31 protein-coding genes are annotated in these 25,529 nt (G+C 70.9%); 18 read left to right on the top strand and 13 right to left on the bottom strand.

Going from position 1 to position 25,529, the window contains the following annotated elements:
* Positions 1-53 precede the first annotated feature (53 nt).
* Positions 54-1,601, top strand: coding sequence for a sensor histidine kinase (locus tag MKK68_RS10970; RefSeq protein ID WP_147726026.1), 1,548 nt, complete (start codon positions 54-56; stop codon positions 1,599-1,601).
* Between the two features lie 72 nt (positions 1,602-1,673).
* Here the strand turns inward: MKK68_RS10970 and MKK68_RS10965 are convergent, their stop codons facing one another.
* The 6 genes from MKK68_RS10965 to MKK68_RS10940 form a co-directional block, all read right to left on the bottom strand.
* Positions 1,674-2,090, bottom strand: coding sequence for an EVE domain-containing protein (locus MKK68_RS10965; protein WP_147726025.1), 417 nt, complete (start codon positions 2,088-2,090; stop codon positions 1,674-1,676).
* Positions 2,091-2,113: 23 nt separating this feature from the next.
* Positions 2,114-2,572: an opioid growth factor receptor-related protein gene (locus MKK68_RS10960; RefSeq protein ID WP_147726024.1), complete on the bottom strand. Its 459-nt coding sequence runs from the start codon at positions 2,570-2,572 to the stop codon at positions 2,114-2,116.
* Entirely contained in the window at positions 2,569-3,573 is a 1,005-nt protein-coding gene (locus tag MKK68_RS10955; RefSeq protein ID WP_244030271.1) for an NAD(P)H-dependent glycerol-3-phosphate dehydrogenase, read from the bottom strand. The genes MKK68_RS10960 and MKK68_RS10955 overlap by 4 nt, the downstream gene beginning before the upstream one ends.
* A complete protein-coding gene (locus MKK68_RS10950; protein ID WP_147729688.1) occupies positions 3,570-4,526 on the bottom strand; it encodes a GNAT family N-acetyltransferase in 957 nt (318 codons plus the stop codon). Before MKK68_RS10950 ends, MKK68_RS10955 begins: the two co-directional genes overlap by 4 nt.
* Positions 4,523-5,578 carry a tRNA (adenosine(37)-N6)-threonylcarbamoyltransferase complex transferase subunit TsaD gene (tsaD, locus tag MKK68_RS10945; RefSeq protein WP_244030270.1) on the bottom strand — a complete coding sequence of 352 codons (1,056 nt, stop codon included), beginning with the start codon at positions 5,576-5,578 and terminating at the stop codon, positions 4,523-4,525. The genes MKK68_RS10950 and tsaD overlap by 4 nt, the downstream gene beginning before the upstream one ends.
* Positions 5,579-5,665: 87 nt before the next feature.
* The gene (locus MKK68_RS10940; protein ID WP_243934404.1) at positions 5,666-6,016 is read right to left on the bottom strand and encodes a DUF2293 domain-containing protein; all 351 of its coding nucleotides are present in this window, start codon (positions 6,014-6,016) and stop codon (positions 5,666-5,668) included.
* Between the two features lie 165 nt (positions 6,017-6,181).
* Between MKK68_RS10940 and MKK68_RS10935 the strand changes: the two genes are divergently transcribed.
* Both MKK68_RS10935 and MKK68_RS10930 read left to right on the top strand, forming a co-directional pair.
* Complete coding sequence (locus MKK68_RS10935) at positions 6,182-6,439, top strand: hypothetical protein (protein ID WP_243934406.1); 258 nt, start codon at positions 6,182-6,184, stop codon at positions 6,437-6,439.
* Between the two features lie 30 nt (positions 6,440-6,469).
* Positions 6,470-7,417, top strand: a complete 948-nt coding sequence (locus tag MKK68_RS10930; RefSeq protein ID WP_244030268.1) for an ABC transporter ATP-binding protein — start codon at positions 6,470-6,472, stop codon at positions 7,415-7,417.
* 315 nt (positions 7,418-7,732) lie between these two features.
* Here MKK68_RS10930 and rpsD read toward each other — a convergent pair whose 3' ends face one another.
* Positions 7,733-8,350 (bottom strand): 30S ribosomal protein S4, encoded by a 618-nt coding sequence (gene rpsD / locus MKK68_RS10925; RefSeq protein ID WP_244030266.1) that lies wholly within the window; start codon positions 8,348-8,350, stop codon positions 7,733-7,735.
* A gap of 360 nt (positions 8,351-8,710) precedes the next feature.
* On the opposite strand from rpsD, the gene MKK68_RS10920 reads away from it, so the two are divergent.
* Positions 8,711-9,037, top strand: a complete 327-nt coding sequence (locus tag MKK68_RS10920; protein WP_147725775.1) for a hypothetical protein — start codon at positions 8,711-8,713, stop codon at positions 9,035-9,037.
* 16 nt (positions 9,038-9,053) lie between these two features.
* Here the strand turns inward: MKK68_RS10920 and MKK68_RS10915 are convergent, their stop codons facing one another.
* Positions 9,054-9,818, bottom strand: coding sequence for an alpha/beta fold hydrolase (locus tag MKK68_RS10915; protein WP_243934673.1), 765 nt, complete (start codon positions 9,816-9,818; stop codon positions 9,054-9,056).
* A 122-nt stretch (positions 9,819-9,940) separates the two neighbouring features.
* Here MKK68_RS10915 and MKK68_RS10910 point away from each other — a divergent pair, with 122 nt between their 5' ends.
* The gene (locus tag MKK68_RS10910) at positions 9,941-10,771 is read left to right on the top strand and encodes an FkbM family methyltransferase (RefSeq protein ID WP_147842613.1); all 831 of its coding nucleotides are present in this window, start codon (positions 9,941-9,943) and stop codon (positions 10,769-10,771) included.
* 50 nt (positions 10,772-10,821) lie between these two features.
* Here the strand turns inward: MKK68_RS10910 and MKK68_RS10905 are convergent, their stop codons facing one another.
* Positions 10,822-11,427: a Uma2 family endonuclease gene (locus tag MKK68_RS10905; protein WP_147725777.1), complete on the bottom strand. Its 606-nt coding sequence runs from the start codon at positions 11,425-11,427 to the stop codon at positions 10,822-10,824.
* Between the two features lie 81 nt (positions 11,428-11,508).
* Complete coding sequence (gene sfsA, locus MKK68_RS10900; protein ID WP_147859948.1) at positions 11,509-12,225, bottom strand: DNA/RNA nuclease SfsA; 717 nt, start codon at positions 12,223-12,225, stop codon at positions 11,509-11,511.
* Between the two features lie 122 nt (positions 12,226-12,347).
* On the opposite strand from sfsA, the gene MKK68_RS10895 reads away from it, so the two are divergent.
* The 13 genes from MKK68_RS10895 to folK all read left to right on the top strand — a co-directional run bounded on the left by MKK68_RS10895 (position 12,348) and on the right by folK (position 23,037).
* Positions 12,348-13,088, top strand: coding sequence for a competence/damage-inducible protein A (locus tag MKK68_RS10895; RefSeq protein WP_147725779.1), 741 nt, complete (start codon positions 12,348-12,350; stop codon positions 13,086-13,088).
* Positions 13,089-13,131: 43 nt separating this feature from the next.
* Complete coding sequence (locus MKK68_RS10890; protein WP_147725780.1) at positions 13,132-14,007, top strand: formate/nitrite transporter family protein; 876 nt, start codon at positions 13,132-13,134, stop codon at positions 14,005-14,007.
* A 189-nt stretch (positions 14,008-14,196) separates the two neighbouring features.
* Entirely contained in the window at positions 14,197-15,819 is a 1,623-nt protein-coding gene (locus MKK68_RS10885; RefSeq protein WP_147725781.1) for a sensor histidine kinase, read from the top strand.
* A complete protein-coding gene (locus MKK68_RS10880; protein ID WP_244030263.1) occupies positions 15,816-16,520 on the top strand; it encodes a response regulator transcription factor in 705 nt (234 codons plus the stop codon). Before MKK68_RS10885 ends, MKK68_RS10880 begins: the two co-directional genes overlap by 4 nt.
* Positions 16,521-16,731: 211 nt before the next feature.
* On the top strand, positions 16,732-16,821 hold the full coding sequence (gene pqqA, locus MKK68_RS10875) for a pyrroloquinoline quinone precursor peptide PqqA (RefSeq protein WP_055889187.1): 90 nt from the start codon (positions 16,732-16,734) through the stop codon (positions 16,819-16,821).
* A 45-nt stretch (positions 16,822-16,866) separates the two neighbouring features.
* A complete protein-coding gene (gene pqqB / locus MKK68_RS10870) occupies positions 16,867-17,766 on the top strand; it encodes a pyrroloquinoline quinone biosynthesis protein PqqB (protein ID WP_244030261.1) in 900 nt (299 codons plus the stop codon).
* 151 nt (positions 17,767-17,917) lie between these two features.
* Positions 17,918-18,997 (top strand): pyrroloquinoline-quinone synthase PqqC, encoded by a 1,080-nt coding sequence (gene pqqC, locus MKK68_RS10865; protein WP_147842605.1) that lies wholly within the window; start codon positions 17,918-17,920, stop codon positions 18,995-18,997.
* Positions 18,994-20,139 carry a pyrroloquinoline quinone biosynthesis protein PqqE gene (gene pqqE / locus MKK68_RS10860; protein ID WP_147842604.1) on the top strand — a complete coding sequence of 382 codons (1,146 nt, stop codon included), beginning with the start codon at positions 18,994-18,996 and terminating at the stop codon, positions 20,137-20,139. The genes pqqC and pqqE overlap by 4 nt, the downstream gene beginning before the upstream one ends.
* Positions 20,136-20,864: a hypothetical protein gene (locus tag MKK68_RS10855; protein ID WP_147725786.1), complete on the top strand. Its 729-nt coding sequence runs from the start codon at positions 20,136-20,138 to the stop codon at positions 20,862-20,864. The genes pqqE and MKK68_RS10855 overlap by 4 nt, the downstream gene beginning before the upstream one ends.
* Positions 20,845-21,210, top strand: coding sequence for a hypothetical protein (locus MKK68_RS10850; protein WP_147725787.1), 366 nt, complete (start codon positions 20,845-20,847; stop codon positions 21,208-21,210). The genes MKK68_RS10855 and MKK68_RS10850 overlap by 20 nt, the downstream gene beginning before the upstream one ends.
* Before the next feature lie 206 nt (positions 21,211-21,416).
* The gene (gene folP / locus MKK68_RS10845; protein WP_244030297.1) at positions 21,417-22,196 is read left to right on the top strand and encodes a dihydropteroate synthase; all 780 of its coding nucleotides are present in this window, start codon (positions 21,417-21,419) and stop codon (positions 22,194-22,196) included.
* Entirely contained in the window at positions 22,193-22,567 is a 375-nt protein-coding gene (folB, locus tag MKK68_RS10840; protein ID WP_147725789.1) for a dihydroneopterin aldolase, read from the top strand. The genes folP and folB overlap by 4 nt, the downstream gene beginning before the upstream one ends.
* Positions 22,564-23,037, top strand: coding sequence for a 2-amino-4-hydroxy-6-hydroxymethyldihydropteridine diphosphokinase (gene folK / locus MKK68_RS10835; RefSeq protein WP_244030260.1), 474 nt, complete (start codon positions 22,564-22,566; stop codon positions 23,035-23,037). The genes folB and folK overlap by 4 nt, the downstream gene beginning before the upstream one ends.
* Positions 23,038-23,114: 77 nt before the next feature.
* Here folK and xoxJ read toward each other — a convergent pair whose 3' ends face one another.
* The 3 genes from xoxJ to MKK68_RS10820 form a co-directional block, all read right to left on the bottom strand.
* A complete protein-coding gene (gene xoxJ, locus MKK68_RS10830; RefSeq protein ID WP_147725791.1) occupies positions 23,115-23,969 on the bottom strand; it encodes a rare earth element methanol dehydrogenase accessory protein XoxJ in 855 nt (284 codons plus the stop codon).
* Entirely contained in the window at positions 23,969-24,514 is a 546-nt protein-coding gene (locus tag MKK68_RS10825; RefSeq protein WP_210247496.1) for a c-type cytochrome, methanol metabolism-related, read from the bottom strand. The genes xoxJ and MKK68_RS10825 overlap by 1 nt, the downstream gene beginning before the upstream one ends.
* 206 nt (positions 24,515-24,720) lie before the next feature.
* Positions 24,721-25,529, bottom strand: an 809-nt coding sequence (locus MKK68_RS10820; protein WP_409567216.1) for a PQQ-binding-like beta-propeller repeat protein, incomplete at its 5' end; no start/stop codon positions are given.

The raw sequence follows: 25,529 nt of genomic DNA, 5'->3' as shown, positions 1-25,529 counted from the left end.
GCGGTCGGGCACCCCGCACCGGCGCCCCCTACGTCCAGCCTTCGAAGAGGCCGATGTCCGAACTGACGGTCGAGATGGTGCAGCGCGGCCGCGGTCCTTCGTCGGAGGAGGCCGTGCGCCGCCGTGGCGTCGCGCGCGACATGCGCTCGGTCCGCGAGAAGCTGACCTCGAAGACGGGCCTCGAACGGGCGTTCGACTACGAGCTGCTGCGCCTCTACGCGCAGTATCGCGCCGGCGCGGGCATCCCGCTCGGGCTGTTCGCGATGGCGCTGGCCGGCGCCGCCTGCTTCTGGGTCGAGCCGCTGGTCGCGTCGCTCTGGGCGCTGTGCGCCTTCCTGATGATCACCCTCAACGCGTCGATGAGCCGGAGCTTCCTGCGCGCCGAGCCGGACACGGTGTCGCTCGCGCGCTGGCGCCGCCGCTTCGCCTTCGGCGAGGTGCTGCAGAGCCTGAGCTGGTCGGCGTTGATCGGGCTCGGCGCGGTCGGCGGCTGGCACTTCGCGATGTTCGGCCTGGTGATCGCGGCGGCGGTCGCGACGATGGTGGCCGCCACCGTTCCCGCCGCCGCCGTCGCCGCCCTGGTGCCGCTGGCCCTGGCGACCCTGTGCCTGCTCGCCTTCACTCGCCAAATGGACGCGGTGATGCTGGTCGCGATGGCGATCGGCTCGCAGATCTTCTTCCTCGGCCTTGCCCGCCGCATCTACACCTCAACCATCGGCGCGCTGCAGTCGCGGGCGGAGAAGGACGCGGTGTTCGGCGAGCTGGAGGAGGCCAAGGCCAATTCCGACGAGGCCCGGCGCCGGGCGGAGGAGGCGAACCTCGCCAAGTCGCGCTTCCTCGCCACCATGAGCCACGAGCTGCGCACGCCGCTCAACGCGATCCTCGGCTTCTCGGAGGTGATGAAGAACGAGGTGTTCGGCCCGCACACCGCGCCGAGCTACGGCGAGTATTCCAACGACATCCACGACAGCGGGATGCACCTCCTGAACCTCATCAACGAGATCCTGGACCTCTCGCGGATCGAGGCCGGCCGCTACGAGCTCAACGAGGAGGCGGTGAAGCTCGCCCACATCGTCGAGGAATGCCGCCACATGATGGGGCTCAAGGCGCGCGGCAAGAACCAGACCTTCCTGGACTTCGTCGACGAGACCCTGCCGCGGCTCTGGGCCGACGAGCGGGCGTTGCGGCAGGTGGTGCTGAACCTGCTCTCGAACGCGGTGAAGTTCACGCCGCCGGGCGGCGAGATCACGATCAAGGTCGGCTGGACCAGCTCCGGCGGCCAGTACGTCGCGGTCAAGGACAGCGGCCCCGGCATCCCGGAGGATGAGCTCGGCACCGTCATGTCCTCGTTCGGCCGCGGCTCGCTGGCGATCAAGACCGCGGAGCAGGGCTCCGGCCTCGGCCTGCCGATCGTGAAGGGCCTCGTCGACCTGCATGGCGGAAACTTCACGCTGAAGTCGAAGCCGCGCGAGGGCACCGAGGTGATCGTCACGCTGCCGGCGAGCCGGGTGATGGACACGCTCGCCGCCGTCGCCGTCGGACCGGAGCCGGAGAAGCCCGCGGCGTCGGTCCGTGCCAAGCCCGCCGCCAGGGCCGCCTGACGCATCCCCAGGCGCGATGAGGTCCGGCTCGCGCGAGGCGGATGCGATCCCGCACGATGCCCTATCAGGCGATCAGCCGAGCCCGCCCATCGCCCGGATCAGCGCCCACTCGGCCTCCGTCACCGGCTGCACCGAGAGGCGCGAGTTGTTGACGAGAACCATGTCCTTGAGCGCCGTCTCGGCCCTGATCGCGTCGAGGGTGACGGGATTCGGCAGCGTCTCGACGGCGGCGAGGTCGACCATGCCGAACCGGCCGCTCGCGTCGGTGTGATCCGGGTAGTACGGCTTGATCACCCGCACGATCCCGACGACGGCCTTGCCCTCGTTCGAGTGGTAGAAGAACCCGAGGTCGCCGACCTGCATCGCCATGAGCTGCTTCTTGGCGAGGTGGTTGCGCACCCCGTTCCAGTGCGTACCGGTTTCCCCGGCGGCGACCTGCTGCGCCCACGACCAGGTCGCGGGCTCGGACTTGTAGAGCCAGTGGGGCATGCGTCTCGTCGCTTGCTCGAAGATCAGGACCGGCCGACCGCCGCGGCCCAGAAGGCGAGGCTCGCCGGGTTGATCGGCGATCCGGCCCCTGCGTTCCGCGCGGTCGCGAACGCGTAGAAGTCTTGCGCCTCCGCCTCGCCGAGCAGGTCGCGGATCGCCGTGAGGATGCGGGTGATGCGCAGGTGGTTGTGGTCGTGGGGCGCGAGCCAGCGATCGGTGTCGGCGTAGAACCGACGCATCCGCGCGAGCGCCGCGCTCAGGCCCTCGCGGGCGGCCGGATCGCGACGGATCGAGTCCGCCTCCGCCGGCGTCAGCACCGGCGCACCGGGCACCGCGCGGCTCGCCTGCTCGAGGGGGAAGCACCACTGGATGAAGTCGTGGACCGCCTCAATGCGGTCGTCGTCGAAGGCGAGCACGGTGGCCAGCGTGCGGCCGGCGCCGTCGGTGCCGCCGCCCGCGAGGAAGGCCTGGATCGAAGTCATTCGGATTCCGCCTTCAGCGGGCGGGCGAGCAGCGCGGCGACCACGTCCTCGACGCTCGCCCGCCCGGCCACGATCGCCGCGACGGCTTCCGCGATCGGCATCTCGATCCCCTGCCCGCGGGCGAGCCCGACCAGGGCGGTGGCGGTGAAGGCGCCCTCGGCGAGCTTGCCGCCGGCGGCGGCTTCCGGCGTGGCGCCCGCCCCCAGGGCGAGGCCGAAGGCGAAATTGCGCGATTGCGCGGAGGATGCGGTGAGCACCAGGTCGCCGAGCCCCGACAGGCCCATCAGCGTCTCGGGCCGGCCGCCGAAGCTTCGCGCGAACCGCATCAGCTCGGCGAAGGCGCGGGCGATCAGGGCGGCGCGCGCGCTCTCGCCGAGGCCGCGCCCGGCGACGATGCCCGATGCGATCGCGAGCACGTTCTTGCCGGCGCCGCCGATCTCGACGCCGCGGACGTCGTCGGTGTGGTAGAGCCGCAAGGCCGGGCCGGACAGCAGGCGCGCGAGGCGCGCCGCGAGGTCCGCATCCGCGGCCGCCAAAGTGACCGCCGTCGGCAGGTTGCGCGCGACGTCCACCGCGAAGCTCGGGCCGGACAGCACCGCCACGGGCGTACCCGCCGGCAGCACCTCGGCCGCCACCGCGCTCATGAAGGCGCCGGTCGTCCGCTCGATGCCCTTCGAGCACAGGACCACCGGCGTGCCCGGCGCGAAGGCGGGCGCGAGCTGCCCGAGCACCGCGCGGGAAGTCTGCGCCGGCGTGACCAGCAGCACCGCCTCGGCGGCGGCGAGGTCGTCGGCCTCGGCCGTCGCCCGGATGCGCGGATGCAGCTTCACGCCCGGCAGGTAGCGCGGGTTCTCGCGCTCGGATTCGAGGGTGGCGGCGGATCGGGCGTCGCGCAGCCACAGGGTGACCGGGCGCCCGGCCGCGGCGGCGGCGTTCGCCAGGGCCGTGCCCCATGCGCCGCCGCCGACGACCGCGACGGGTCGCGCGTTCTCGCTGCTCATGCGGGGTCTCCGGAACAATCCGCCGCCGCGAGCCGATAGAGCACGTGCCGCTGCAGCGGGTGGCCGGCGGTCAGCGCCGGATGGTCGAAATCGGCCTCGCGCACCATGCCGAGCCGCTCCATCACCCGTCGCGACGGCGCGTTGGCCAGCGCCGTGAACGCCACCACGCTCGGCAGCCCGCAGCGGCCGAACAGGTCGGCGAGCGCCAAGCGCGCGGCGCGCGTGGCGATGCCGCGCCCCCAGGCCTCGGGGCTCAGGCGCCAGCCGATCTCGATCAGGCTGCCCGGGCGCTCGCCCCCGGAAAACGGCATCGACCGCATCAGCCGCATCGCCCCGACGAAACCGAGGAACGGGCCGCCCGGCTCCTCGACCGCCCACGGCCCGAAGCCGTCGGCCTCGAAGCGGCGGTCGAGCGCCCGCGCCTCGGTCAGGCTCTCGGCGGGCGATTTCAGCTTCGGGAAATGGCGCATCACGGCGGGGTCGGCGTTCAGGCGCGCGAACGGCTCGTCGTCCGATCGGCGCCAACGGCGCAGGCGCAGCGAACCGGTCTCCAGGGTGTCGGGGGCCTTGGGCAGCCGGCGCTTGCCGCGCCATATCAGGGAGCGGCGGTTGAGCAGGGCGAGGTCGGCGCGGCCGGCGAGCACGGCGTTGCCGAGGTCGATCGCGACCGCGAGCCGGTCGGGCGGCATGTTGGCCCAGGCCGGCGCCGCCACGCTCTCGCGCCACGGCCCGTTGCAGGCGTTGTCGAGCAGGATGCGGGCGAAGCAGTGGTCGTTCACGACGGGCCAGTCGGGATGGTCCGGCGCGGCCTGCGGCAGGAGGCGGTCGACCAGCTCGCGCCACCGCGCCTGCGGCTCGCCGACGGGGGCTGGAGCCGCCTCCGGCTCGGGCTCCGTCACGCGGAGATCGCGGAGATTGCCGCGCGAGAGGATGTGGCGGGCGGCGCCGCTCATTCGGCGCTGGCCTCGGGGCGGGGGGCGTCGGCGAAGGGCCAGCGGGCGCGGGCCGGCGCGGTGATGTCGTCGGTCAGCCCGAGGCGCAGCCGCTCGATGCCGGCCCAGGCGATCATCGCGCCGTTGTCGCCGCAGAGCGCCAGCGGCGGGGCGACGAAGGCGAGGCCCGCCTCGCCCGCGAGCGCGGCCAGCGCCCGCCGGATCGCGCCGTTGGCCGAGACTCCGCCGGCGGCGACGAGCGCGGTCGGGTGGCCGGCGACGGTGGAGAAGGTGCGCAGCGCCACGCGGACGCGGTCGACCACCACGTCGACCACCGCGGCCTGGAAGCCGGCGCAGAGGTCGGCGACGTCGCGCTCGGCGAGCGGCGCGGTGCGCTCCGCCTCGATCCGCAGCGCGGTCTTCAAGCCGGACAGCGAGAAGTTGGCGTCGCGACGCCCGAGCATCGGCCGCGGCAGGGTGAACCGCTCCGGATCGCCGGCTTCCGCCATGCGCTCGACCTCGGGGCCGCCGGGATAGGCCAGACCCAGGAGCTTGGCGACCTTGTCGAAGGCTTCGCCGATGGCGTCGTCGATGGTGCTGCCGAGGCGCACGTAGTCGCCGACGCCCTTCACCGCCACGAGCTGGGTGTGGCCGCCGGACGCCAGCAGCAGGAGGTAGGGAAAGGCCAGGCCGTCGGTCAGCCGCGCGGTCAGCGCGTGCGCCTCCAGATGGTTGACCGCGAGCAGGGGCTTGCGCGTCACGAGCGCCAGGGTCTTGGCGGTGACGAGGCCGATCAGCACCCCGCCGATCAGGCCGGGGCCGGCCGCCACCGCGATGCCGTCCACGTCCTTGAGGGCCAAGCCGGCGCGGTCGAGCGCCCGCGCGATCAGCCGGTCGAGCACCTCGACATGGGCGCGGGCGGCGATCTCCGGCACCACGCCGCCATAGGCCGCGTGCTCGGCGATCTGGCTCAGCACCTCGTTCGACAGGATGACGCCGCGGCCGTCCTCCCCCGGCGCGACGATCGCGGCGGCGGTCTCGTCGCAGGTGGTCTCGATGCCCAGCACGTTCATGGTGACGATCGACGCTTCCGTTTCCGCGCGAACCCGCCCGCCCCGTGTATCCGCACCGGACGCCCCCCGGCAACGACCGGGACCGCCTCAGGGCGCGTCGGCGTCGTCGGCCGGATCGGCCTCCGGGATCGGCGCCGCGCCCCAGCCGGCCAGCACGGCGTTGAGCTCGTCGAGGACGAAGTGGCGGGCGCTGTCGCGGTCGTAGCCCTCGGCGAGGAGGTCGTCGTAATCGGTGAAGACGTGGCGGGCATAGGCGACGAGCGCAAGCCGGGCCGCCGTCTCGGGCGCCGCCCCGCGCAGGCCCGGGCTGGCGAGCGCCGAATCGACGATCGCCTCGGCCTCGAACCCGGGCAGGCGCCGGGCGAGCCGCGCGAGCGCATCGGCGACCTGCTCGCGACGGTTGCGCGGTGCCCCGCCGTCCTGTCGCGCTGCGGGCAATCGACGCTCCCCTCTCCGCTCCGGCGCGATCGGCCGGCCTCGATGTCGGCGTGCCATAGTTTTTGACCAGGTGCACGTTAGGATGGGTTGCATCGACGACGCGCCCGATCGGGATCCGCACGAGGACGTGCGGCCGGCCGCACGCGCGACGCCCCGGAGACGACCATGATCCGCCGCCTCGCCTTCCTCCTGCTGATCCCCGCCCTCGCGACCGCCCCCGCCCTCGCCGAGAAGGCCGCCACCGGCGCGACCGTGCCGCGGCCGTCCGGCGCGCCCCCCGCCAGCGAGGCGAGCAAGGCCTCCGCGATGAAGGCGGCGAACGAGGCCGAGATGATCAAGGCGCAGAAGGCCTCGGCCGCCCGCGACAAGGCCTGGGACGCCCGCACGCGCAACTCGATGTCCTCGATCTGCAAGGGCTGCTGAGGGCACGGGTCCGAGCGAGCCGCACCGGCGGTGATCCGGTTCGAGGGCGTCTCCAAGCACTTCGCCGGGGCGCCCGGCCCCGCCGTCGACCGGCTTGACCTGACGATCCCCGAGGGCACCACCTGCGTGCTGATCGGGCCGTCCGGCTGCGGCAAGTCGACGACCCTGCGCCTGGTCAACCGCCTGATCGAGCCGGATGCCGGCCGCATCACGCTCGGCGGGCACGACGTCGCGGCCGTCGACCCGATCGCGCTTCGGCGCGGCGTCGGCTACGTGCTCCAGGGCATCGGCCTTTTCCCCCACCGCAGCGTCGCGCGGAACGTCGCGACCGTGCCCGAGCTGCTCGGCTGGCCGAAGACGCGGATCGCGGCGCGCGTCGACGCGATGCTCGACCTCGTCGGGCTCGATCCGGCGCTCTACCGCGACCGCCGCCCGGACGCGCTCTCCGGCGGACAGCGCCAGCGCGTCGGCGTCGCCCGCGCGCTCGCCGCCGACCCGCCGGTGATCCTGATGGACGAGCCCTTCGGCGCGGTCGATCCGGTGGCGCGCGGCCGGCTCCAAGCCGAGATCGGCGCGATCCTCAAGCGCCTGTCCAAGACCGTGCTGATCGTCACCCACGACATCGACGAGGCGATGCTGATGGGCGACCGCGTCGTGCTGATGCGGGCTGGCCGCGTCGTCCAGGCCGATGCGCCGCAGGCGCTGCTGGCCGCGCCGGCCGACCCGTTCGTCGCCTCCTTCGTCGGCGAGGACCGGGCGCTGCGGCGCCTCGCGCTGCTCACCGTCTCCGAAGCCGCCGAGCCCGGAACGGCCGCCGACGCGCCGGAGATCGCGGACACGGCGACGTTGCGCGATGCGCTGTCCATGATGCTGGCAGGCGGCCGCACCCGGCTCGCGGTCGCCGGTCCCGCCGGGCCGCACGTGGTGACGCTCGATGCGGTCCGGCGGGCGGGCGCGGTCGGCAAGCGCGAAGCCTGATACCGAACGGCTCGGCCGTCGCCGGTTCTGCACAGGCGATCCGGCCTGCCCCGACCCGGCACTTCCGACCCGCGCCGTCGGTCCGGGTCCGCGCAGCGGAGCCCGAAAGCCAGAGTCGCCGAAGCGGCAGGTGGGAGCACGACCTGCGGTTCCGAATTCCGGGCTCGCCACCGGCGCTCCGGAAATGCCGGGCGGCTATGACGGGCGACGGAGGGACGCGTGAACGCGCGCGACACGTCCGCCCCCTGGACATGGAAAAGGGCCGCCCTTTCGGACGACCCTTCCCAGCGGCACGACGGTGATCCGTCGATCGGCTCAGCGCGAGTAGAACTCGATCACCAGGTTCGGTTCCATCTGCACCGGGTACGGCACCTCGGTCAGGCCCGGCACGCGGGTGACGCGGGCGGTCATCTTCTGGTGGTCGACCTCGATGTAGTCTGGCACGTCGCGCTCGGGGAGCTGCGAGGCGACGACCACGATCTCGAGCTGGCGCGAGGCTTCCTTGACCTCGATCAGGTCGCCCGGCTTCACGAGGTAGCTCGGGATGTTGACCCGGCGCCCGTTGATCTTGATGTGGCCGTGGTTGACGAACTGGCGGGCGGCGAACGGCGTCGCCACGAACTTCGAGCGGTACACCACGGCATCGAGGCGGCGCTCGAGCAGGCCGATCAGGTTCTCGCTCGAGTCGCCGCGCAGGCGGATCGCCTCGGCGTAGTAGCGGCGGAACAGCTTCTCGGTGATGTTGCCGTAATAGCCCTTGAGCTTCTGCTTGGCGCGCAGCTGCGTGCCGAAGTCGCTCATCTTGCCCTTGCGGCGCTGGCCGTGTTGGCCGGGGCCGTACTCGCGGCGGTTCACGGGGCTCTTCGGGCGGCCCCAGATGTTCTGGCCCATGCGGCGGTCGAGCTTGTGCTTGGCCTGAATCCGCTTCGACATATCGCGTGTCCTCTCGCAAACGAGATAGTGAGGAACGCGCCCTCCTCTTCCCGCCGGCCTTGCGGCCCGGGACGACAGAGCCGCCTCGAAGGCGACTCACGGGTGCGTATGAAAACGCCAAGCGGCCCCTGAAGGAGCCGCGGTGACGAGCGGTTCGTAGTCGAGGCGGCCGGGCCGGTCAATCCTAAGCCCCCGCCCGCGCCTCTCGACCGGCCGCTGCCGCGCCGGGAAACGCGCCGTCCCGTATCCTTGACCGTACGTCCCAAACGCGTCGGGACCGCCTGCGCGCGCCTGGACCGCGAACGGCCGGGCCGGCATGCCTCGTCGCTGGACTTCACGCCACTGCCTGGACGACGATCGATGAACCGTGCCCTCTCTACGCTCCTGCTCGCCTGCGCGCTTGCCGGCCCGGCCCCCGCCTCGGCCGAGACGCCCGAGGAGCTCGCCTTCGGCTTCGGCCAGTTCACGGGCGCCGCCACCTTCTGCAAGATGCCGAAGGATCAGGTCTCTCAGCTCGCCGACACCATGCTCACGGGCTCGGGCATCGACACCGGCGGCCCGAGCCCTGCGATGACCCGCTTCAAGGAGGGCGTCGCCGACGGCGTGCGCTCGATGTCGGCGCCCGACGCGGCCACCTGCGCCGAGGTGAAGTCCGCCTTCGACGAGGCTTATGCGAAGCTGAAGTGACGCGGCCGCGCCGGCCTCAGGGCCGCGCGGCGAGGAAGGCCAGCACGCCGTCGCGATGCGGCTTGGCGCCGACGGCGGAGCTGTGGTCGCGGCCTTCGAGCTCGAGGCTTCGCGCGTTCGGCATCAAGGCCGCGAGGCCCGGGCCGGAGCCCGCGACGGTGTCGAGGGTGCCGACGCTGACGAGAACCGGCACGTCGATCTGCCCGATCTCGGCGCGCGACAGCGTCTGGCGCGAGCCGCGGATGCAGGCGGCGAGCGCTCGCAGGTCGCTCTTCGTCTGCTCGGCGAAGGTGCGGAAGGCGGCGGCCGTCGGGTTCGCCGCCTTCGCGCCCGCCGGCGCCTCCAACGCCTCGGCGATGCCGGAGGGCAGGCCCTTGCCCTCGACGAGATGCAGGCCGAGGCCGCCGATCAGCGCCGAGCGCACCCGCGCGGCGTGGTCGAGGGCGAGGTGCGCAGTGATGCGCCCGCCCATCGAGTAGCCCATCACGTCGGCGCGCTCGATCCCGAGATGGTCGAGGAGGCGCACGGCGTCGCCGGCCATGTCCTCGGAGCCGTAGCGGGCCGGGTCGTAGAGCTTCTCGCTCTCGCCGTGGCCGCGGTTGTCCAACGCGATGGTGCGGTAGCCGGCCTGCGTGAGCGTGCGCACCCACGTCGTGTTGACCCAGTTGACCACGTGGTTCGAGGCGAAGCCGTGGATGAGCAGGATCGGGTCGCCGCTGCCGCCGGAGGCCGGCACGTCGATGTAGGCGATGCGCACGCCGTCCGAATCGAAGCTGTCCATGGTCGCCGCTCCTCGTCATGCGTACCGGCCCGCGCGGTCCGTGCCGGCTGTAAGAGCCGCGGCGCCGATCGGCAACGCGCGTGATGCTTGCCCGCGGGCGGCGCGGCTGGCATCAGCCCGGCATGAGCGACCTTCAGCCCTACGGCACCTACGCCCCGGCCGGCCTCGTCGCGGCGATCGCCCGGCGGACCGTGCGGATCTCACCCGAGTCCTGGCGCGGACGGCGGATGGCGATGTTCCTGCGCCGCCTCGCGATCACGCTGATGCGCGGCAAGCCCCTCGACGTCGAGCGCCTCGGCGCCCGGATGCGGCTGCACCCCTACAACAACAACTGCGAGAAGAAGGTGCTGTTCACGCCGCAATTCTTCGACCCGCAGGAGCGCGCCCTGCTCAAGGCGCGGCTTCGGCCGGGCTGCGTCTTCCTCGACATCGGCGCCAACATCGGCGCCTACGCCCTGTTCGTGGCCGCGTTCGCCGGCCCGCAGGCACGGATCGTCGCGGTCGAGCCGCAGCCCGACGTGTTCGACCGGCTGACCTTCAACATCGCGCAGAATGCATTCCATTCGGTCAAGGCCGTGGCCTGCGCGGTCGCCGACAAGGCCGGCGAGCTGACGCTGTTCGTCGATCCGCGCAATCGCGGCGAATCGAGCCTCAAGATCGTCGGCACCAACGAGAGCGCGCAGATCAAGGTGCCTGCGGTGACCCTGATGGACCTCGTGCGCAGCGAGGGCCTGACCCGGATCGACGCGATCAAGCTCGACGTGGAGGGCGCCGAGGACCTGATCCTCGAGCCGTTCCTGCGCGAGGCGCCCCCTGCCCTGCTGCCGACGCTGCTGGTGATCGAGGACGGCACCGACCAGTGGCAGATCGATCTGCCCAAGCTCCTGGAAGGCCACGGCTATCGCGAGATCGGCCGCACCCGGCTGAACCGGATGTTCGAGCGGAGCGCCTGAGCAGGCTCCGATCGCGAAACCGGCCGCCGGTTTCACCGATCCTGCGAGGATCAGGTCGGCGCCGCGCGCCGCGGGTCGAGATGCGTGTTCTCGTAGAGGTCGCCGACCGTGCAGATCGAGCCGAGCCCGGCGAATTCGATCACGTCGCCGGCCGAGCGGAGCACCCGGACCGCCCAAAGGTCCGCCGCGTCGCGCTCGTGGATCGTCACCGCGACCGCATCCTGGTCGACGATCACGATGCAGCGGTTCGGCGGGTGGTCCCGATAGAACCGGAGCTTGCTCGCCAGGATGCGCCCGCGGTCGCTCGCCGACGGCACCTCCATCACGAGATGGAAGCGATCCGTGAAATTGCGCTCGGTGTCGATGTCGGTGTCGATCACCGTCACCTCGGGCTCGGGTCGATAGGGCGAATCCGGCGAGACCTCGATCCCGATCTCGCGGTCGGCGTGCCATTCCGGGCGGCGGCTCCTGAGCGCCGCGTTGAGATGGCGCTCGAAGTTGCTGGCGATGCGCTGATGCCCGATCCGCGGTGCCGCCGACTGCATGGGAAGCCCCGCGATCAGTTCCCATCGCTCCTCCGACGGACGCGTCTCGAGGAACTCGCGGAAGTCGGCGACATCGAACAGGACGGGTTCACGGATCGCGCGATCGGCCATCGGGATGCCTCGGGCGGCCGGAGCGCACGCCGCAGCCTCGCCACCACCGTACCATGCGCCGGGGAGCGCGGAAAACGCGCGTCAGGGCGGCGTGACGATCGGGATCGCGTCGGCGATCGTCACGCCCTCCCGGTCGATTCGGCAGCGATAGGCGTAGGTCTCGACCCCCGCCGCACGCGCCAAGCGAAAAGCCCGGTCGAAGGCGGGATCGATGTCGCGGGCGACGTCGAAGGCGTCCGCCCGCATCTGGACCACGACGATCACCATCGCGCGCCCGCCGGCCGCGACGACCTCGGCGAGGTCCCGCATGTGCCGCGCGCTGCGGGCGGCGATGCAGTCGGGAAACTCGGCGAGGGCCGCCCGCCGCATCAGGTGGCAGTTCTTCACCTCGACGTGGACCGGCGGCAGCCCCTCGCCGCTCGCCACGAAGTCGACGCGGCTCGCCGCGCCGTAGCGGACCTCCGCCCTCAATGCCGCGTAGCCGTCGAGCGGCGCGAGACCGCCGGCGGCGAAGGCCTCGGCGACGAGCGCGTTCGGGAGCATCGTGTTGATCCCGACCCATTGCGGGCCGCCGGGCAGGTCGGCCTCCACCAGCTCCCAGGAATACTTCAGCTTGCGCGTCGGGCCGTCGGCCGGCGAGAGCAGCACCCGGTTGCCGGCCGCGTTCAGGCCCATCATCGCGCCGGGATTGGCGCAATGTGCCGTGACGCGCGTGCCGTCGGCGAGGTCCACGTCGGCGAGGAAGCGCTTGTAGCGCTGCACCAGGCGGCCTTCGATCAGGGGTTCGGGAAAGCGCATGGGGTCCGGGCTGCGTCGCGGTGGCGGTCCATAGCCGACAGGCGCCCGCGCATGAAAGCGCCGTCGGTGGTCGCGCAGCCGCCGCCGCGCTATCTGCGGCGGGACCGAGGACGGCGAGCCCCATGACAATCGATTCCACGAGCATCACCGCCGCGATCCTGGTGATCGGCGACGAGATCCTGTCCGGCCGGACGAAGGACAAGAACATCGGCACGATCGCCGACTATCTCACCGCCGTGGGCATCGACCTGCGCGAGGTTCGGATCGTCCCCGACGAGCCGGACGCCATCGTCGGCGCCGTGAACGCGCTCCGGGCCGGCCACACCTACCTGTTCACCACCGGCGGCATCGGCCCGACCCACGACGACATCACCGCCGATTGCGTCGCCAAGGCCTTCGGCGTCGGCATCGACGTCGATCCCCGCGCCAGGGCGATGCTGCTGGAGCGCCACAAGCCGGAGGACCTGAACGCGGCGCGCCTGCGCATGGCGCGGATCCCGGACGGCGCGGACCTGATCGCCAACCCGATCTCGAAGGCGCCGGGCTTCCGCATCGGCAACGTCTTCGTCATGGCCGGCGTGCCGTCGATCATGCAGGCGATGCTCGACCAGATCGGCCCGACGCTGCCGACCGGCGCGCGGATGCTGTCCGAGACGGTGGAGGCCGGCAACCTGCCCGAGGGCAACTACGCCGCCGACCTCGCCGAGATCGCGAAGGCCTACGCCGACGTGTCGATCGGCTCCTATCCGTCGATGACGAAGGACGGGTTCGCCAACCGCATCGTCGCCCGCGGCAAGGACGCCGCCTCGGTGGCGCGCGCGCGGGCCGAGATCGAGGCGCTGGTGTCGCGCCTTCGCGGCTGACGGCCGATCCATCCCTGAATCCGGTTCGTGGAGCGTTTGCGTGATGGCCGAGCCGAAGCAGGACGACAAGGAAGCTCGGCGCGACGCGCACAAGGAGGCGGTGGCCGGGATCGGTCGCCCCGACGCCTTCGTCCTGCACGAGGTGATCCGGCGCGAGGGCAACGAGGAACTGCGGCGGAACGGGGGGGCGCTGTTCCTCTCGGCCTTCGCGGCGGGGCTCAGCATCGCGCTCTCGCTGATCGTGCCGGGGGTGCTCAAGACCCACCTGCCCGAGGGCGAGTGGACCAAGATCCTGACGACGATGGGCTACGCGGTCGGCTTCCTGGTGGTGGTGCTCGGGCGCCAGCAGCTGTTCACCGAGAACACCATCACGCCGATCCTGCCGCTGCTGCACGACCGCTCGGCCAAGACCGCGTGGCGGGTGCTGCGCCTGTGGATCGTCGTGCTTGCGGGCAACATCCTGGCGACGCTGGCGATCGCCGCCGTGCTGGCCCATTCCGGCGCGTTCGAGCCGTCGGTGAAGGCGGCCTTCGCCGAGATCAGCCATCAGGCCATCGCGTTTCCGTTCTGGGACACGGTGCTGAAGGCGATTTTCGCCGGGTGGATGATCGCCCTGATGGTGTGGTTCCTGCCGGCCACCGGGACCGCGGCGCCGTTCGTGATCTTCCTGATGACCTGGCTGGTCTCGCTCTGCGGGCTCGCCCACATCGTCGCCGGCTCGGTCGAGGCGTTCTACCTCGTGGTCACCGGCGCGGCGACGATGGGCGAGTACGCCGAGCGCTTCTTCGTGCCGACGCTGCTCGGCAACGTCTTCGGCGGCATCACCCTGGTCGCGGTGCTGAATTACGGCCAGGTCGCGCCCGAGGTCGAGGAGAGCCGCGAGGTCGAGGAGGCCGAGGGCGGCCCGAGCCAGGACTGAGAGGGGGACTGCATCCGCTTCGCGACGGAGAGGCGTGACAGGGCGCGGCCCGTGTTGGCTTTCGCGCTGAAACGACCCAAAACCCTCTCTCGAAATGCGGGGGTCGCGTCCGTGCCCGGTTCTCGACGCGGTCGCGCCCTGAGGAAACCGAGGACGAGGAGCGCCGCGCATGCGGCCGGGAATGGGACGATGCGCTCGCTGAAGGTCCGCTTCGCCTTGCTGCTCGGGTCGATCGCCCTCGTCGTCGTCCTGGCGGCGGCGGGCGTGCTCGCGGCGATCGGGGCGGCCGAGCGCACCATCGACCGGACGCTGGCGGCGCAGGGCCGCCTCGAGCTTCTGGCCGAGCTGTCGGGCCGGATGACGCAGTTCGGCATGGCGGCGGTCGAGACCATCGGCAATCCCGATCTCGCACCGGAGGCGATGGGGATCGCGCGCAGCAACGTCGACCGGGCGCTCACGACCGTCGACGAGGCGCTGTCGAGATCCGTCGCCGGCAGCGACGACCCACAGGACCGGATGCAGTACGCCCTGCGAAGCCGCCCGATGGCGCAGCTGCGCGCCGCCCGCGTGATCCTCGACCGGCAGGTGGCGCAGATCGTCCGCCAGACCGATCCGGAGAAGCGTCAGAACTCCATTAAGGGCGCGCTCAACGGCTTCGGTGCGATGACCGGCCAGCCGCTCTCGTTCCTGATCGAGGCAGAGCGCCGCAGCATGGTGCTCGGCTCGGATGCGGCGCGCGACCTCTCGCAGCGCCTGCGGATCGCGGCCGCGCTGGCGGTGCTCGCGGCGCTCGGCCTCGTCGTGCTGCTGTGGCGCAGCATCACCCGCCCCACCCTGGCGCGGATCGAGGCGGTGCGTCGCGCCGCGGGCGCCATCGGCGGCGGCAAGCTCGACACGCGTCTCTCCGTCGCGACCCGGGACGAGCTCGGCCTGCTAGTCGCCAACGTCAACCGCATGGCCGCGCGCCTGTCCCGGCGCGAGGGCCGCGTCGCCGCCGACCGCGCGGCCCTGGAGGACACGGTGGAGGCGCGCACCGCCGACCTCCGCGCCGCCAATGCGCGCCTCGAGGCGGTCGACCGGTCGCGACGCCGCTTCTTCGCCGACGTCAGCCACGAGCTTCGCACTCCGCTCACCGTCATCCTCGGGGAATGCGACCTCGCGGCCCGCGCTGGACCGCGCATCACCGACCACGCCCCCGCCTTCGCCACCATCCGGAAGCGCGCGATGCGCCTCAAGCTGCGCGTCGAGGATCTTCTGCGGGTGGCGCGCTCGGAATCGGGCGAGATCGAGCTCGACCGCCGCGCCCTCGAGCTCGCGCCGGTCCTGGCCGAGGCGGTCGACAACCTCGCCTCGGAGGGCGCCCGCCGCCGCGTCGCGCTCGCGTTCGAGCCGGGCCCGCGGAACCTGGAGGTGCTGGCCGACCGGGAATGGCTGCGCCAGGTCGTCGAGAGCCTGATCGACAACGCCCTGCGCCATGCCACCGGCCTCACCCGGGTCGAGGTCGCCCTGTCCGGCGGCGGCACGGCGCCGGCCCGCATCACCGTCACCGACGACGGGCCGGGTTTCGGCGACCGCGAGCAGAGCCTGTTCGAGCGCTTCCGCCGCGGCGACCGCCCGGCGGAGATGGGGTTCGGGATCGGATTGGCCCTGGCGCGCTGGCTGATCGAGCAGCATGATGGCACCATCGTTCTCGGCGCCGGCGAGAACGGCGCCGGGGCGCGGGTGACCCTGGAGATCCCGCTCCTCGACCTGACGCTCGACGACGTGACGAGCCGAGACGAACGACAGATTCGGAAGGACGACGCGGCATGACGCGAATCCTCGTGGTCGAGGACGACATCGACATCCGCGGCCTTCTCACCCGCGGCCTTGAGGCAGAGGGGTTCTCCGTCGGCACCGCCGGCTGCGTCGGCGACGCGCTCGCGTCGGCGCGGAACGAGAGCCCCGAGGCGGTGGTTCTCGACATCACCCTGCCCGACGGCTCGGGGCACGACGTCTGCCGCAGCCTGCGCGAGGGCGGCTATCCCGGGCCGATCCTGTTCCTCTCGGCCCGTGACGAGATCCGCGACCGCGCCGAAGGCCTCGCGCTCGGCGCCGACGACTACATCGTAAAACCGTTCGTCTTCGACGAGCTGGTGGCGCGGCTGCGCACGCACCTGCTGCGCCGGCAGGCGGCGGAGGGGCCGCGCACGCTGATCAACGCCGGCAAGCTCGTTCTCGACCTCGACACCCGCCAGGTCACCTGCGGCGATGCCTCAGCCCGCCTGACCCCGCGCGAGGCCGAGCTTCTGGCCATGCTGATGGAGAGCGTGAACCGCCCGGTCACCCGAGCCGACATCTTCGAGCGGCTGTGGGCGAGCCAGGGCGGCCTTTCCCTCAACGTGGTCGATGTCTATGTCGGCTACCTGCGCTCGAAGATGGCCGACTTCGTCCGGCACGGCGGCCCGCTTCTGGTCACGGTGCGCGGCCGCGGCTTCATGATGGACTCGCGTGGGCCGGACTACCGGCACTGACGCTCGCCACGGAGACGTCGCGTCCCGCGGGAACCTGCGACGCCGAAGCTCACAAAAAATTTGGGAGCATTAGGCAATTTAGTGCTTGATGCCGGGGCCGGAATTGCGGATACCCGTGCCGCGCCGGAAAACAAAAGCGCCATCAGTGTCTTAGGGTACTCTTAAGTTTACCTTTCGGCACCGGATGTTCGTAATCAGACGGAGAAACACCATGACCTGGGCTGCCCCGATCGTTTCCGAAATCTGCGTCGGCATGGAAGTCACCAGCTACGAGTCCGCCGAGATCGACACCTTCAACTGAGGTGTTGCGCCGAGCTGAGGGTTGTTGGCTGCATCGGACCACTCCATGCGCGTCCTGATCCTCGGCTCGGCTGCCGGCGGCGGGCTTCCCCAGTGGAATTGCCGCTGCCCGAACTGCCGGCTCGCTCGCAGCGAGCCCGACCGCGTCAGGCCGCGGACCCAGTCGAGCATCGCCGTCTCCACCGATGGCGGGGATTGGCTCCTGGTGAACGCCTCGCCGGACATCCGGCAGCAACTCTTCGACAACCCGGCGATGCATCCGCGGGAAGGCCTGCGCCACTCGCCGATCCGCGCGGTGCTGCTCACCAACGGCGACGTCGATCACGTCGCCGGCCTTCTGACGCTGCGCGAGGGCCAGCCCTACACGCTCTACGGCACCGGCAGCATCCTCGGCTCGGTCGCCGAGAACCGCGTCTTCGACGTGATGGCCGAGGGCGTTGTCGTCCGGGAGGCGATCACGCTCGGCCAGCGCTTCGAGCCGCTGCCGGGACTTGCGGTCACGCTGTTCTCGGTGCCCGGCAAGGTCCCGCTCTGGCTCGAGGATGCCGATCTCGAGCTCGGCGCCGAATCCGAGAGCACGGTCGGCGCGATGATCGAGGCCGGCGGCCGCCGCCTCGCCTACATTCCCGGCTGCGCCCGCGTCACCGAGGATCTGAAGGCCCGGATCGCCGGCGTCGACGCGCTGCTCTTCGACGGCACGGTGCTGCACGACGACGACATGATCCGCGCCGGCGTCGGCACCAAGACCGGATGGCGCATGGGGCACGTGCCGATGCGGGGCGACGGCGGCTCGGTCGCCGGCCTGAAGGACGTCGCGATCGGTTCGCGCGTCTTCGTCCACATCAACAACACCAACCCCGTCCTCGTCGAAGGCTCGCCCGAGCGCGCGGCGGTCGAGGCGGACGGATGGGTCGTCGCCCATGACGGGCTCACCCTGAGCCTCTGACGGCGACGACCGGGCGCGGTTGGCATTTGTCGGCCCCGCGACCTATCTCATGACGGGACGTGCGCGATTCGATTGCGCCGCGAAGCCGCCGCCAGACGCGGTGATCGACAGACGACCAGGAAACGCCTCCGAACGGACGCTTGGTGACGCCATGAACGCAGTGTTCCCGACCCCTCAATCCGACACGTCCGAGCGCCTGCTCAGCCCCGACGAGCTCGAGGCGGCGCTGCGCGACATCGGCGCCCGGCGCTATCACAACCTGCATCCGTTCCACCGCCTGCTGCACGACGGCAAGCTGAGCAAGGATCAGGTCCGGGCCTGGGCGCTGAACCGCTACTACTACCAGGCGATGATCCCGGTGAAGGACGCCGCGGTGCTGGCGCGGATGACCGATGCCGCGCTCCGCCGCGTCTGGCGCCAGCGCATCGTCGACCACGACGGCGATGCGCCGGGCGACGGCGGCATCGAGCGCTGGCTGAAGCTCGCCGAGGGCGTCGGCTTCCGGCGCGACTACGTCGAGTCGACCGCCGGCATCCTGTCGGCCACCAAGTTCTCGGTCGAGGCCTACGTGCACTTCGTCGCGGAGCGCTCGCTGCTGGAGGCGATCGCCTCGTCGCTCACCGAGATGTTCTCGCCGAACATCATCTCCGAGCGCGTTTCGGGCATGCTGAAGAACTACGACTTCATCACCAAGGAGACGCTGGCGTACTTCGAGAAGCGCATGACCCAGGCGCCGCGCGACGCCGACTTCGCCCTCGACTACGTCAAGCGCCATGCCACCACGCCCGAGCTGCAACGTCAGGCGATGGCGGCGCTGACCTTCAAGTGCAACGTGCTCTGGACCCAGCTCGACGCGCTGTACTTCGCCTACGTCGCGCCCGGGATGATCCCGCCCGACGCCTGGACGCCCGGCACCGGGCTCGTCGCCGAGACGCAAGGGGGGGCGCCCGGCACCGGCCGCCTGTCGGCGACCGACGTGCCGCGCCTGCCCCGCGGCGTGCGGATGCGGTTCGACCAGACCCGCGACAAGCACGTGCTGCTCGCCCCCGAGCGCACCTTCGACCTCGACGCCAACGCCGTCGCGGTCCTCAACCTCGTCGACGGCAAGACCAGCGTCGCCGCCATCGCCGACCGGCTCGGCGAGACCTACGCCGCCGACCCGCGCGCGATCGAGGTCGACGTGCTGGCCATGCTGAACGACCTCGCCGGAAAGAGGGTGCTGGAGCGATGAACGCGCTGACCCCGAACGCGGCGGCGATCCCGGCCCCGGTCGGGCTGCTCGCCGAGCTGACGCACCGCTGCCCGCTGCGCTGCCCGTACTGCTCGAACCCGCTCGACCTCGACCGGCGCTCGCGCGAGCTCGACACCGCGACCTGGCAGCGGGTGCTGACCGAGGCCGCGGGCCTCGGCGTGCTCCATGTCCACCTGTCCGGCGGCGAGCCGACGGCGCGCAACGACATCGTCGAGATCACCGAGACCTGCGCCAAGCTCGGGCTGTACTCGAACCTGATCACCTCCGGCGTCGGCGGCGCCCTGTCCAAGCTCCAGGCGCTCTACGACGTCGGCCTCGACCACGTGCAGCTCTCGGTGCAGGGCGTGGACGCGGCCAACGCCGAGAAGATCGGCGGCCTGAAGAACGCGCAGCCGCAGAAGATGGAGTTCGCCGCCAAGGTGACCGAGCTCGGCCTGCCGCTGACGCTGAACTCGGTGATCCACCGCGGCAACATCCACGAGGTCGAGGGCTTCATCGACCTCGCGGTGAAGCTCGGCGCCAAGCGCCTCGAGGTGGCGCACACGCAGTATTACGGCTGGGCCTACGTCAACCGCGCCGCGCTGATGCCGGACAAGGCCCAGGTCGATCAGTCGATCCGCATCGTCGAGGCGGCCCGCGAGCGCCTCAAGGGCCAGCTCGTCATCGATCTCGTCGTGCCGGACTACTACGCGAAGTACCCGAAGGCCTGCGCCGGCGGCTGGGGCCGCAAGCTGATCAACGTGACGCCGCAGGGCAAGGTGCTGCCGTGCCATGCGGCCGAGACGATCAGCCATCTCGAGTTCTGGCACGTGACCGAGCATTCGCTCGGCGACATCTGGGCGAACGCCCCGGCCTTCACCGCCTATCGCGGCACCGACTGGATGCAGGAGCCCTGCCGCTCCTGCGACCGGCGCGAGAAGGATTGGGGCGGCTGCCGCTGCCAGGCGCTGGCGCTCGCCGGCGATGCGGCGGCGACGGACCCCGCCTGCTCGCTGTCGCCCCTGCACGCCAAGGTGCGGGCGCTCGCCGTCGAGGAGGCGGCCGAGACGCCGCCCGACTACACCTACCGGACGATCGGGGCCAACATCCCGGCGCCACGCAAGGAGGACGCCCTCTCGTGAAGTGTTTCGTGATCGTCGCTGCGCTGCTTGCCGCGACCCCGGCGCTCGCCGTCGAGGGGGCGCCCGCCGCCCCGGCTCCTGCCCCCGCCGCAGCCGCGCCGGAACAGGCGAACGCCGCGGCGCCCCCGAGCGCGGCCGACCTGCTGTTCGAGCAGCCGCAGCTGAAGAACGCCGCCGCCGGCTCGACGCTGACCTACGACTACCTGCGCCGGTCCGGCATCGCGAAGGGCCCGTTCGGGCCGCCGCTCGACGACACGATCAAGCTCACCCTCGAGCCGGGCACGGGCGGCGACGGCCGCAACATCGCCGTCGAGATGTTCTCGGGCACCAACCGGTTCCCCGCCGGCCCGTTCGAGGACATGTCCGGCAACCCGGTGATCCCGCTGTTCCTGGAGAACCACCTGACCAATCTCGCCCGGGTGCTGCAGGCCAACCCGCGCTACCTGAAGCTCGCGATCCGCAAGGGCCTTCGCGATGGCGCCACCGTCACGCCGATCAAGGTCGACTACAAGGGCCGCTCGGTCGACGCCTGGCAGGTGGTGTCCAGGCCCTTCCTCGGCGATGGGATGGCCCAGCGCATGCGCGGCATGGACAACATGACCTACACCTTCGTCACCTCTCCCGAGGTGCCCGGCGAGATCGTCTCGATCGAGGCGCAATCGAAGAATGCCGAGGGCGGCGAACTCTTGGAGGAGCGGCTGAGCTATGATCAGAAAGCTGGTTGAGGGCTTTGCCCTGTCCGGTGTCGCGCTGACGATGCTGGCGATGCCGGTCGTCGCGGCGGATGCCGAGAACGACTACCCGACCGACGCGCGCGTCGATTACGTCTTCGGCTGCATGGCCGCCAACGGCCAGACCCGCGAGGCGATGCAGCGCTGCACCTGCTCGATCGACCAGCTCGCGGCGATCCTGCCCTACGACAAGTACGTGCAGGCGAGCACCGTGCTCTCGATGCGCCAGGGCATCGGCGCGCGCTCGAACGAGTTCAAGTCGACCAAGGTGTTCGACGACAAGGTCGCCGACCTCCGCCGCGCCCAGGCCGAGGCCGAGATCCGCTGCTACCGCGGCTGAGGCGTCGCCCAGGAACCTTGGAGAGGCCGCCCGGTACCGGGCGGCCTTTTCTCATGGCAACGGGCGCCGTTGCTTCGCCCGGAAAAACCGGCCACATCGACGCGGCGGGAGCCGCCCGCGACGAGCCAGAGAAGCGACGCCCCTTGAGCCATCGACCCGCCGCCCTCGCCGGCTTGCTGCCCGAACTGGGCCGGCGGACCCTCGTGATGGGCATCCTCAACGTCACGCCGGATTCCTTCTCGGATGGCGGCCGCTTCGTCGGCGAGGAAGCCGCCTGCCGGCAGGCCGACGCGCTGGCTGCCGAGGGCGCCGCGCTTGTCGATATCGGCGGCGAGTCCACCCGCCCCGGCCACGTTCCGGTGCCGGCCGAGGAGGAGCAGGCCCGCGTCCTTCCGGCGATCCGGGCCCTGGCGAACCGGCTCTCCGTCCCGATCTCGATCGACACCTACAAGGCCTCGACCGCCGAGAGCGCGCTGGCGGCCGGCGCCCGCATCGTCAACGACGTCTGGGGCCTGCAGCGCGAGCCCGACATCGCCCTTGTCGCCGCCGACCACGGCGCGCCGGTGATGATCATGCACAACCGCGAGACTGTCGACGCCGACCTCGACATCGTCTCGGACATGCTGCGCTTCTTCGAGGTCTCGCTCGGCATCGCCCGCCGGGCCGGCATCCCCGACGGCGACATCGTGCTCGATCCGGGCATCGGCTTCGGCAAGAGCTGGAACCAGCACCTCGAAGCGCTGCGGCGCCTGCCCGAGATCCGCGCCCTCGGCTTCCCCATCCTCGTGGGCGTCTCGCGCAAGTCGCTGCTCGGCCGGCTGCACGACCGCGAGACCGCGCCGGCCGACCGGCTCAACGGATCGCTCGCGGCGCATGCGCTTGCCGCGACGCTCGGCGCCGACATCGTCCGCGTCCACGACGTCGCCGCCCATGTCGACGCGATGCGCGTGGTCGACGCCGTCCTGCGCCCGGGAGACCGCCGATGAGCGACCGCATCCTCGTCGAGCGCATCGCGGTCTTCGCCCATCACGGCGTGCTGCCCGAGGAGACGCGCCTCGGGCAGCGCTTCTACCTGTCGCTCGATGCGGCCCTCGACCTGGCGCCCGCCGGCCGCTCCGATGACGTGACGCGGACGGTGAGCTACGCCGACCTCGCCGCCATCGCGGTCTCGATCGCCACCGAGCGGCGCTTCGACCTGATCGAGGCGCTGGCCGAGGCGATCGCCGGCGAGATCCTGGCGCGGTTTCCGGCTCTCGAGGCGATCACCGTCCGGGTCGACAAGCCGAGCGCGCCGGTTCCCGCGAACCTCGACGGGATCGCGGTCCTGATCACCCGCAGGCGGGAGGCCCGGGCATGACGCAAGCCTATCTCGGCCTCGGCAGCAACATCGGCGACAAGGCCGGGCATCTCGCCGCCGCGGTGCGGGGTCTCGCGGCGGTTCCCGGCATCCGGATCACCGCGCGGTCGTCCGACTACCGCACCCCGCCCTGGGGCGAGACCGATCAGGACTGGTTCCTCAACGGCGCCCTCGCCATCGAGACCGACCTCCACCCGCACGCCCTGCTCGATACCTGCCTCGGCGTCGAGCGCGATCTCGGCCGCATCCGCGAGCGCCGCTGGGGGCCGCGCGTGATCGACATCGACGTGCTGTCCTATGCCGGCGCCGAGGTCTCGGACGAGCGCCTCGTCCTTCCGCACCGCTACGTCCGCGAGCGCGCCTTCGTGCTGGTGCCGCTCGCCGAGATCGCGCCCGACCTCGTCATCGGCGGCGAGACCGTCGCCGACGCGCTGGCCAAGCTCGACCGCAGCGGCATCGAGCGGAACTGAACGCATCCCGGAACGACGAAGGGCCGGGCGTTCGCCCGACCCTTCGCGAGTGTTATGATATCCTGTCGACGACGCGTTCAGTGCGCGTTCGGCGCGAGCAGCTTGTTCTCTTCCTCTTCGAGCAGCGGCACGTCGAAGTCGCGAAGCACCGCTTCGATGTCGGAGCGGCGCTTGCGCAGGATGGTGTTCAGCGACCGCTTCCAGTCGTTCTCGCCGATCCGTACCGCCATGGCGATGCGGTAGCTCATCGGCGGGCGATCCGGCTCCTTCAGGAGCGGAATCACGTCCATCGCCGTGCCGCTCTGCTTGGCCAGCCATCCGGCGGACGGTCCCCAGAGCACCGCGGCGTCGATCTGCCCGGCCGCAAGGTCGGACACGATCTCGGCACCCACCGTCTGGTTCTTGCGTGCCGGGTCGAGCTGATACGGCGCGTAGGCCTTCATGCTCGAGATCAGGCCGAGGTCGCCCATCCGGTTGACCGGCGGCGTTCCGGCGATGACGCCGATGCGCTTGCCCTTGAGCTTGGGGTCGTCGAGCCCGGACACCCCCGCCAGATCGCCCTGCTTCACGATGAGCGTGTAGACCGAGCGATAGTACGGATTGGTGTTCTGGACGCCCTCGCTGCCGAGGGCCGACCCGACGATCAGGTCGCACAGGCCGGTGCCGAGGGTGTTGCGGACGAAGCCGGGCCCCTGGGTCAGCCAGTAGTAGCGGACCTTGATCTTCAGCTCGTCGGCGATGATCGCCGCGATGCGATTCTCGAAGCCGTCCTCTTTGCGCTCGGAGAACGGCATGTTGCCCGGGTCGCCGCAGACGCGAAGCACGTCTGCGGTGACGAGATCGGGGACGTTCTGCGCCGCCGCGTCCCGCACCCCTACCAGGAGAGGCAGGAGCGCGATCGCGACGGCGGCGTGGGTGCGTGCGCGGCGCATCAGCCGCCCATGCACTCCTTCTCGGCCTTCTTGGCGGCCTCGGGCTTGTCTTCCTTGTCGCCCGGGCGGACGCGGCCCATCGCGCCGGAGGCGCGGGCCTTCAGGTAGACGTAGAGGTCGTCCGAGTAGCACATGACGTTTTTGTTATCGCCGAAGGCGGGCATGACCTTCTGGTCGGACGAGCTCACGTCCTGCTTGCCGCCGGCCAGGATGCCGATGAACTCCTCGTAGGAGAGGTGCTTGAGCGAGTCCTTGAGCGCCGGCGCGTAGGTCGAGCCCATGCCGTCCGGGCCGTGGCAGACGTGGCACTCGGCGTGATAGCGGCGGTAGCCGGAGTAAGTGTACCAGTCGAACTTCTTGCCCGCGTCGGTGATGTGGAAGGTCGGGTGACCTTCGGCATCGAAGTACTTGCCCTCTTCGACCTTCACCGCGGCATCCTTCTTGAGGAGCTTGTCGTCGGGCTCGGCCGACTTGTCGTCGGTGTTCAGCGAGTTGGCGAGGGCGGGATCGGCGGGCTTGGCATCCTCAGCATGTACGGCGACCATCGAGACGGACGCTAGGGCGAGGGCGGCCAGGAACGGCCGCGTGACGGATTTGCTGAGGTAATGCAACGCAAAAATCTCCCTGGGACCTGAAGGTCGAGCCGCTCTCAGGCGGCCTTTCGCAGCCTTCTTGAGGGCATTCTAATCATAAGAATGCCGGCGCGGAAACCCGCGCCGGCACTCATTTCAGAGCGGCTTCGTGCGACCGATTAGTTCGGCAGCGCGAAGACGGTGAGCTGACCACCGAGGTTGGTGTAGCTCGAGAGGGCGGCGTAACCACCCACCGCGCCGAGACCGGCGTTCGGGTCGGTCAGGCCGGCCGCGAGGCCGATGCCGGCCCAGCCACCGACACCCGACAGGATGCCGACGTACTGCTTGCCCTTGTGCTGGTAGGTCATCACGTTGCCGATGATGCCCGACGGGGTCTTGAACTTGTACAGCTCCTTACCCGTCTTGGAGTCGACGGCCTTCAGGTAGCCCTCGAGCGTGCCGTAGAAGACCACATCGCCGGCGGTGGCGAGAGCGCCCGACCAGACCGAGAACTGCTCGGCGTTCGACCACTTGATCTTACCCTCGACGCCGTCCCAGGCGATGAAGTTACCCATGCCGCCATGGCTGTTCGGCGCGGGGTACATCGACAGGGTCGCACCGACGTAGGGCTGGCCCGGGGTGTAGGTCACCCGGAACGGCTCATAGTCCATGCAGACGTGGTTGGTGGGCACGTAGAACAGGTTGGTCTTCGGCGAGAACGCAGCAGGCTGCTGGTCCTTGGTGCCGAGGGCCGCCGGGCAGATACCCTTGGAGTTGGTATCCTCGCCGTTCTGCTCGGTGGAGTACTTGGCCTGGACGAGGGGGCGACCGTAGGTCTTGGACCCCTTGTCCATGTCGACCTTGGAGGCCCAGTTGACGACCGGGTCGAACTTCTCGGCGACGAGGAGCTCGCCGGTGGCGCGATTGAGGGTGTAGCCGAAGCCGTTGCGGTCGAAGTGGGTCAGCAGCGGGGTCTCCTTGCCGCCGA

Origin of the sequence: Methylobacterium sp. E-016, assembly GCF_022829745.1 — a bacterium.
Lineage (GTDB): Bacteria > Pseudomonadota > Alphaproteobacteria > Rhizobiales > Beijerinckiaceae > Methylobacterium.
Note: the sequence above shows the minus strand (reverse complement) of the source record. Positions and strands in the feature narration are given on the sequence as shown.